Origin of the sequence: Algibacter ulvanivorans (assembly GCF_048381495.1) — a bacterium.
GTDB lineage: Bacteria > Bacteroidota > Bacteroidia > Flavobacteriales > Flavobacteriaceae > Algibacter_B > Algibacter_B ulvanivorans.
The window spans coordinates 1-8,575 of sequence record NZ_JBLWGD010000010.1 but is presented as its reverse complement, the minus strand read 5'-3'; the positions used below and the strand labels follow the sequence as shown (position 1 = coordinate 8,575).

Sequence of the window (8,575 nt, the reverse complement as noted above, 5' to 3'; positions counted from 1 at the left end):
ACCGATAATATCAATCCGACTTTTGTAAACTGTGCTGCACCGGTATCTGTAAATGTCGATGCTAATGGCTGTTCTACAGATGCCGCTAATGTCAATCTTGGAACGCCTACTGTGGATGATAACTGTACGACAACATCCATATCTAATGATGCACCTGACACCTATCCGTTAGGAGAAACAACGGTCACTTGGACCGTAACCGATGGTGCTGGTAATACGGCCACTTGTACGCAAACCGTGACTGTAACGGATAATATCAATCCGACTTTTGTAAACTGTGCTGCACCGGTATCTGTAAATGTTGATGCTAATGACTGTTCTACAGATGCCGCTAATGTCAATCTTGGAACGCCTACTGTGGATGATAACTGTACGACAACCTCCATATCTAATGATGCACCTGCCGTGTTCCCATTAGGAGAAACAACGGTCACTTGGACCGTAACCGATGGTGCTGGTAATACGGCCACTTGTACGCAAACCGTGACTGTAACGGATAATATCAATCCGACTTTTGTAAACTGTGCTGCACCGGTATCTGTAAATGTTGATGCTAATGACTGTTCTACAGATGCCGCTAATGTCAATCTTGGAACACCTACTGTGGATGATAACTGTACGACAACATCCATATCTAATGATGCACCTGCCGTGTTCCCATTAGGAGAAACAACGGTCACTTGGACCGTAACCGATGGTGCTGGTAATACGGCCACTTGTACGCAAACTGTGACTGTAATTGATAACGAACCTCCAGTTTTTGTTGAATCTTTACCTTCAGATGAAACATATGAATGTGATAATGTTCCTGAAGCAATAAATTTAACCGCTACAGATTCATGTGGAAATGTTGATGTAGTTTTTACAGAAACTCGAACTGACGGGACTTGTATCTCTAATTATTCTTTAGAACGTAAATGGGTAGCTACGGATCTAAATGGATTAACTACAACTCATATACAAACAATTACAGTTCAGGATACTAAAGCCCCAGAACCAACAACTATAATTGAAGCATCAATAAGTGTTAATTGTGAGGATATACCTGAAGTTCCTAATATTGAATTTATAGATAATTGTTCTTCAAATATAAATGTGGTGTTTGAAGAAACTAATTCTTTTAACGAAAACAATCCATCAGATTATAGAATTACAAGAACATGGACGGTAACTGACGAATGTGATAACGGACAAGTTTATACTCAAATAATTTCTGTGACTTTAAATGACTTTATTACTTCAATTAACGATAGGGTTTGTTCAGATAACGGAATAATCAACCTAGATGATTATTTACAAGCAAACCAAACAGGAGGCAACTGGGTTATTATTGAAGGAGGTACAACATTAAACGAAAGCTTATTTAATCCTGAAAATGTAGCATTAGGTAATTATAAATTTAGTTATACAATTGCCAGCAATGGTTGCCTAAATACTATTGAAGTAAACTTAGAAGTTCATGACGAATGTATTGTTTTACCTTGCGGAAGAGAAGATGTTGTTATATCTAAAGTAGTAACACCAAATGGCGATGCTTACAACGAATACTTCACTATTACAGGGGTAGAAACTTGCGGTTTTGTAGTTGAGTTACAAATTTTCAACCGTTGGGGAGCAAAAATATATGATAATTCAAATTACCAAAATAATTGGAATGGATTTGCTCATAATTCATCAGTAGGAAAAGCAGAAAGAGTTCCTAACGGAACATATTATTATATTATAAATTTAAAAAATAGTGGTTTAGAACCTTTTGCTAAGGCATTTTATGTAGGTACTAAATAAACTTGAAAAACGATGAAGACTATGAAGTCATTAAAGTTTACCATATACATATTCATACTAGTAAATTGCTGGACTACAATGGCTCAACAGCTTCCGCAGTTTACTCAATATATGTATAATACAATCTCTATAAATCCCGCTTATGCTGGTAGTAGAGAAACCTTAAGTGTAGTAGGTTTACACAGAAGTCAATGGGTTGGGCTTGAAGGTGGGCCTACAACTCAAACTATTTCTGTGCATAGCCCTTTAAGAAACGAAAGAGTTGGTATAGGATTTTCATTTATAAATGACGAATTAGGTTATGAAAACTTCACCTATTTTTATGGTGATTTTTCATATACCATTCCCTTAAACGAAAATTATAAATTAGCTTTTGGAATGAAAGCGGGTTTCACACAATATTACATAGACAAACCACTTTTAAACGACCCAACGGTTATTAACGATCCGTTTTTTGATGATGTTTCAAATAGATGGAGTCCAAATATAGGACTTGGTGCATTTTTGCATTCTAACAAATGGTATATAGGGCTTTCTGCCCCTAGAATATTAAACACAGATTATAATAACGGAAAAAAAGGAGCTGTTGATTATGTGGCTTTAGAACGTGTTAGCTATTATCTTACTGGTGGATATGTTTTCGATTTAAGCGAAACAACAAAATTTAAACCCGCTATGTTACTAAAAGCTACTAATGGTGCCCCCCTATCTTTTGATATAACAGCTAATTTCTTATTTAACGAGACCTTTTGGCTAGGCGCTTCGTATAGAATAAACGAATCGGCTGAAGCTTTAGGAGGAATTGCAGATTTTCAAGTATCTAAACAACTACGCATTGGTTATGCATACGAATATCCAATATCAGAAATAAGAACATATTCTAGCGGTACACATGAAATACTATTAATGTTCGAGTTATTTAAAAGCAAACGAATTAAATCGCCTAGATACTTCTAAAGAAAATTAATATGAAAACAAATTTTATAATACTATTATTAGTTTTTACCATTACTTCTTCATTTGCTCAAAAAAAATTAGCAGATAAATTTTTTAGTAATTACGGGTATGTAAAAGCTAGTGAATTATATGAGAAAGCTTTAGAAAACGGCGATCATAGTGAACATGTATTAACCCGATTAGGAGACTGTTATTACAACAACTCAAACACAGAAAAAGCGGCATACTGGTATAAAAAAGCTTTAGAAAAGTATGATATTGATACCGAGCACTTATTTAAATACATTCAAACATTAAAAAGTTTAGGAAAATATGCCGAAGCAGATATTTGGACTAAAAAATTTATTAACAAACAAAATAAAGATAGCAGGCTTAAAGATTACGAATTAGATAATTTAACAAAATATAACGCGCTTAATTCTATAGACAATACATTATCATTAAAAATTGAAAACTTACCAATTAATTCAAAATTTTCAGACTTTGGGTCTTATATTAAAAACAATCAATTAATATTTGCCTCTGCAAGAGGTACTGGTGAAAACAAAAAGTACGGATGGAATAAAGAACCTTTTTTAGATTTATTTCAGGTTTCTGTTGAAGAAGAAAATTACAAATTAAACTTTGATGAAGCAAAATTAATTAGTGCATCAAAAATAAACTCAGATTACCACGAAGCCACAGTTGCTATTACCAATAATGGGAAAACCATGTACTTTACAAGAGATAATGTAACTAGAAAAAACAAGCTTAATTTTGATAAAAAAGGAACTACACATTTAAAAATATATAAAGCTACTCTTATAGATGGCAGTTGGGAAAATATAATAGAATTGCCAATTAACGATAATGTTTACTCAACAGGGCATCCCGCTTTAAGTCCAGATAATAAAAAGCTATATTTTGTATCTGACAAAGAAGGCGGTTTTGGTCAAACAGATATATATGAAGTAGATATTTTAGAAGATAATAAATATAGTAAACCACGAAATTTAGGTCCAAAAATAAATACAAAAGGACGCGAAATGTTTCCTTTTGTAAGTAAAGACTGTACATTTTATTTTTCATCTGACGGACGACTCAATCTTGGATTGTTAGACATATTTAAATCCCAAATTATTAAAGATAGTTTAGCAGAACCTCAAAACTTAGGAGCTCCATATAATAGTGGCTACGACGATTTCGCTTACTTTATAGACCCTACAAATAAAAAAAACAACAGAAGTTATTTATCATCTAACAGACCTGGTGGCAAAGGGAATGATGATATCTATACCGTATATTCTAAAGTTTGTTCTCAATCCATACAAGGCATTGTTAAAGATAAAAAAGATAGTAAACCACTTAATAATGTAACTGTAAGCCTTATAGATGAAAATGGAAAAGTATTAGATGAGATTATAACTTCAAAAAATGGAGCATATCAATTTACCGTTAATTGTGAAAAAACATATACTATAAAAGGTAAATTAATTGCTTATTCAGAAAACCAAATACAAGTAAATACAGATGATATAAATGGAACCGTAATTGAACAAGAACTCTTTTTAGAATCTTTAATTAAGGGAAACCAAATAGTTATTAAACCTATATTTTTTGATTATGGTAAATGGAATATAAGAACCGATGCACAATTTGAATTAGAAAATATTGTAGATGTATTAAGATTAAATCCAACTATGGTTATAAAAATTGAAGCACATACAGATAGCCGTGGTAGAGATAATTTTAATATGCGCTTATCAGACAAAAGAGCAAAATCTACTAGAGATTATCTTTTTTCAAGAGGAATAAGTAAAGATCGTATTCAAAGCGCAATTGGATATGGAGAAAGTCAACTTTTAAACAAATGCTCAAATGGGGTAAAATGTACAGCAGCCGAGCATCAAAAAAATCGTCGATCTTATTTTTATATTATTAAAAAATAACAAAAATGAGCATAATAAAAGATTAACATATAGGTGTTTACAAACATAAAAGAATGACAAACGGTACATAATACCGTTTAAATACATGCTTTAGCTTTTAAACGAATTTATAAGTGATTTACCATGAATATTTGACCAACTAGTAACATATATGTTTTTTTGTATTACCTACTTTAAATTTTAAAATTATGACCCCGAATCTAATTTCAAAAATAAATAAAGCATTATTAATCTATAATGCTCTTCCCTCACATTTTTCCCTCAAAAAAAAGTTTAATAAATTAATATTAATAACTAACCGTAATTATTAATCTAATTTTTAATATAAACAAATTCTATTTTAGAAACATATTTAATAATACGTAGATTATGAAAAAGAATTTAGCTGTAGTATTTTGTAGCATAGTAATATCTTGCTTATTTTCATTTTTAGGAAATGCGCAAAAACAAAAATCTAAGTTTGACACTTTTGATTTAGAAATTATTAAATATAGTGATAAACCAGATGCAGATAAAGTTCATTATCATTTAATACAACTTACAAATAACTCAAATAAAACTATTGAATTTAATTTATTTGTTAAAGAAGTTAAATGTAATCAGGCAAACTTTGATGTTGTAAAAAACCAAAAAGGTATTATAGATAATTTTAATGATGTCAACAAACCAAAAGCTAATAAAAATAAATCTAGTTTACTATTTGAAATTTATAATGAATCTATGAATAATACGATGCTAGATAAAATTTCATTAAAAACTAAAGAATCTATCAAACTTTATTTAAAAATTACTAGAAAAGACAATTCAGAAATCGGTCAATTAAAGTGTACTAAAATTATCGCAAAACCTCTAAATAATAAAGAGAATAAGATAAAAAAATCTGTAGTAATTAAAACTTTTATTGCAGATTCTAACATACAAGGACAATAAACCATTTACTAAAAATATTAATTAGTTGAAGCTTATGAAAATCTTTACCAAACCCATAATATACTTTAAAGCAATATTATTTGTATTGTTATTTACAAGTACTTTTTCTCAAGCTCAAGTACAGCAAGCCTTTACACCTAGATATAACGAAGCTGTTAATGGCGACTTTACTATTATTGCAAATAATACAATTTCTACAACATCTACTGGAAACTATAATGGAAACAATGATAACCATAACTTCTCAAACCTTGTGTATGTAGATATTGACGGTAATACTGGTATTGGAGCTACAACTTTTAATTCTAGTAGCGCTAATTTTGTAAACCCTTCTCCAAGTGCAAGCTGTTTGACACTAAAAAAGGTATTTTTATACTGGACAGCTGCAGATAGAGAACCTGGAGCTATTGGAACAGACAACCAACCAACATGGGATTTTGATGACATAAAACTTATGCTACCAGGTGAAACCAATTATAATGATTATGATGCAGATGAAGTAATATACCGAGGAAGAACAACTCACTTTAGTAACGAACCCTATATTTGTATAAAAGATATAACATCTGAAGTTAATGCTTTAACTAACCCCTTTGGTACATATCAAGTCGCTAATGTTGAAGGAAAAATAGGTTCTCTTTATGCTCACAATGATAATTTACCTACTGGAGTTTCTGGTGGATGGCAAATAGTATTTATATACGAAAGTCCAAATTTACCATTAAAAAACATATCTATTTTTGATGGTTACGCTCATGTTGAAGGCGTTGATTCTGGTGATATTGTTTTTAATGGCTTCCAAACTGTTCCTTCTGGAAATGTAAATGCAAATATACTTATTGGTGCATTAGAAGGAGATCGATCATTAGGCGGTGATGCGCTTCAAATCCAAGATACTTCTGGCAATTATGTTTCGCTATCTACTGCTCAATTACCAACAATCCCAATAAGATCGCAAACAAATTTTTTTAATAGTAGAATTACTATTGATAACGCTAATTTTACAAATAGAAATCCTGCTAGTACAAATACATTAGGATTTGACGCAGCAGTTTTTGAGTTAGCAAACCCTGGGAATTCAATTATCGCAAATAATCAAACTTCTGCAACTTTCAATTTAACATCAACGCTTGAAATATATGGCTTATATTTACTAGGTTTATCTGTAGATGTCTGGAAACCTGAACTTGGTCCTATAAACGTAACATTAGACACGCCCAATGCTCCACAAAATCCAGGAACAGTAATTGGTGCAGAATTTAATGTTGAAAATAAAGGTAATGATAATGCTAAAAATTTAAGAATATTTGAAACACTTCCTCCTCAATTAATTTCTACGTTACCAGCTACGGGAATGGTTCCGGTAACCCACCCATCATTACCTACAGGCGTAACTTACACATATAATTCAACAACAAATTTACTAGAGTTTTTTGTTGATGATAGCTTAGTTACAGCTGGAAGTTCATCATTTAATGTGGATTTTGATTTACAGATTAGAAATGAATGTTACTTTTTAGAAACCAATTGTACAACAAACTTTGAAGTACAATTTGAAGCTACCTATTCTGGAGAAATAAACACAACACAACAATCTACACTAAGTTCGGCTACTATAGATCCTTGTGGATCAAGTATTGAAGATCCTGTAACAATTAATGTCATCCAACCTACTGTTGCTTGGGGAACAGCAAATAATGCTTTAGATGTAACTGTTGAATGTAATGATTCTGCTGGTTTAACTGCAGCTCAAAATATGAGTCCAGTAACTAATAAATGTAATTTTACATTAACAAAAACACCTGGAAGTTTTGTTCCTGATGCTAGCTGTAGCAATGCTGGAACATATACAAACACATGGAATTTCACTAACGCTTGTGGAACACCAATAGCTGATTTTGTACAAGTTATAACCATTACAGATTCTAATCCTCCTGTTATATCTGGAACTATTGCCGAATCAACGGTAGAAGGTTGTTCTGCTAGTGACGCTACTGCCCCTGCAACTACAGTTGCTCAGTTAGAAACACTTGGGTTAACAATTACCGATTGTACTACAGATGATAACCTTGTGGTTACCAGTTCTGATAGCGCTTCTGGTACTTGCCCAACAGTAGTAACTAGAACATACACCATTACAGATGTTTGTAACAACAGCTCACAAGCTACTCATACTATTAATGTTAATGACTCAACTGCTCCAAACATCGCAGGAACTATCACTGAATCAACGGTGGAAGGCTGTTCTGCTACCGATGCTACAGCTGCTGCAACTTCAGTTAGTCAACTTGAAGTCTTAGGCTTAACAATTTCTGATGCTTGTACTACAGATGATAACCTTGTGGTTACCAGTTCTGATAGCGCTTCTGGTACTTGCCCAACGGTAGTAACTAGAACATATACTATTACAGATGCTTGTAACAACAGCTCACAAGCTACTCATACTATTAATGTTAATGACTCAACTGCTCCAAACATCGCAGGAACTATCACTGAATCAACGGTGGAAGGCTGTTCTGCTACCGATGCTACAGCTGCTGCAACTTCAGTTAGTCAACTTGAAGCCTTAGGCTTAACAATTTCTGATGCTTGTACTACAGATGATAACCTTGTGGTTACCAGTTCCGATAGCGCTTCTGGTACTTGCCCAACAGTAGTAACTAGAACATACACCATTACTGATGCTTGTAACAACAGCTCACAAGCTTCTCATACTATTAATGCTAATGACTCAACTGCTCCAAACATCGCAGGAACTATCGCTGAATCAACAGTTGAAGGTTGTACCATTAATGATGCTACTGCCCCTGCAACTACGGTGGCTCAATTAGAAGCGCTTGGGTTAAACATTGAAGATAACTGTACTACAGATGATAACTTAGTAGTCACAAACTCTGATAGCGCTTCTGGCACTTGTCCTCTTGTTGTTACTAGAACATATACCATTACGGATGCTTGTGGGAATACTGTTAATG

4 protein-coding genes and 1 pseudogene are annotated in these 8,575 nt (G+C 32.8%); all 5 read left to right on the top strand.

Going from position 1 to position 8,575, the window contains the following annotated elements:
• On the top strand, window positions 1–1,785 hold a 1,785-nt coding region (locus ACNG5D_RS15705; protein ID WP_418184484.1), incomplete at its 5' end, for a gliding motility-associated C-terminal domain-containing protein.
• A gap of 21 nt (window positions 1,786–1,806) precedes the next feature.
• Window positions 1,807–2,742 carry a PorP/SprF family type IX secretion system membrane protein gene (locus ACNG5D_RS15700; protein WP_418184483.1) on the top strand — a complete coding sequence of 312 codons (936 nt, stop codon included), beginning with the start codon at window positions 1,807–1,809 and terminating at the stop codon, window positions 2,740–2,742.
• Between the two features lie 11 nt (window positions 2,743–2,753).
• Window positions 2,754–4,670: an OmpA family protein gene (locus ACNG5D_RS15695; protein ID WP_418184482.1), complete on the top strand. Its 1,917-nt coding sequence runs from the start codon at window positions 2,754–2,756 to the stop codon at window positions 4,668–4,670.
• A gap of 369 nt (window positions 4,671–5,039) precedes the next feature.
• The gene (locus tag ACNG5D_RS15690; protein ID WP_418184481.1) at window positions 5,040–5,600 is read left to right on the top strand and encodes a hypothetical protein; all 561 of its coding nucleotides are present in this window, start codon (window positions 5,040–5,042) and stop codon (window positions 5,598–5,600) included.
• Between the two features lie 34 nt (window positions 5,601–5,634).
• Window positions 5,635–8,575: pseudogene (locus ACNG5D_RS15685) on the top strand (hypothetical protein); the annotation flags it as partial.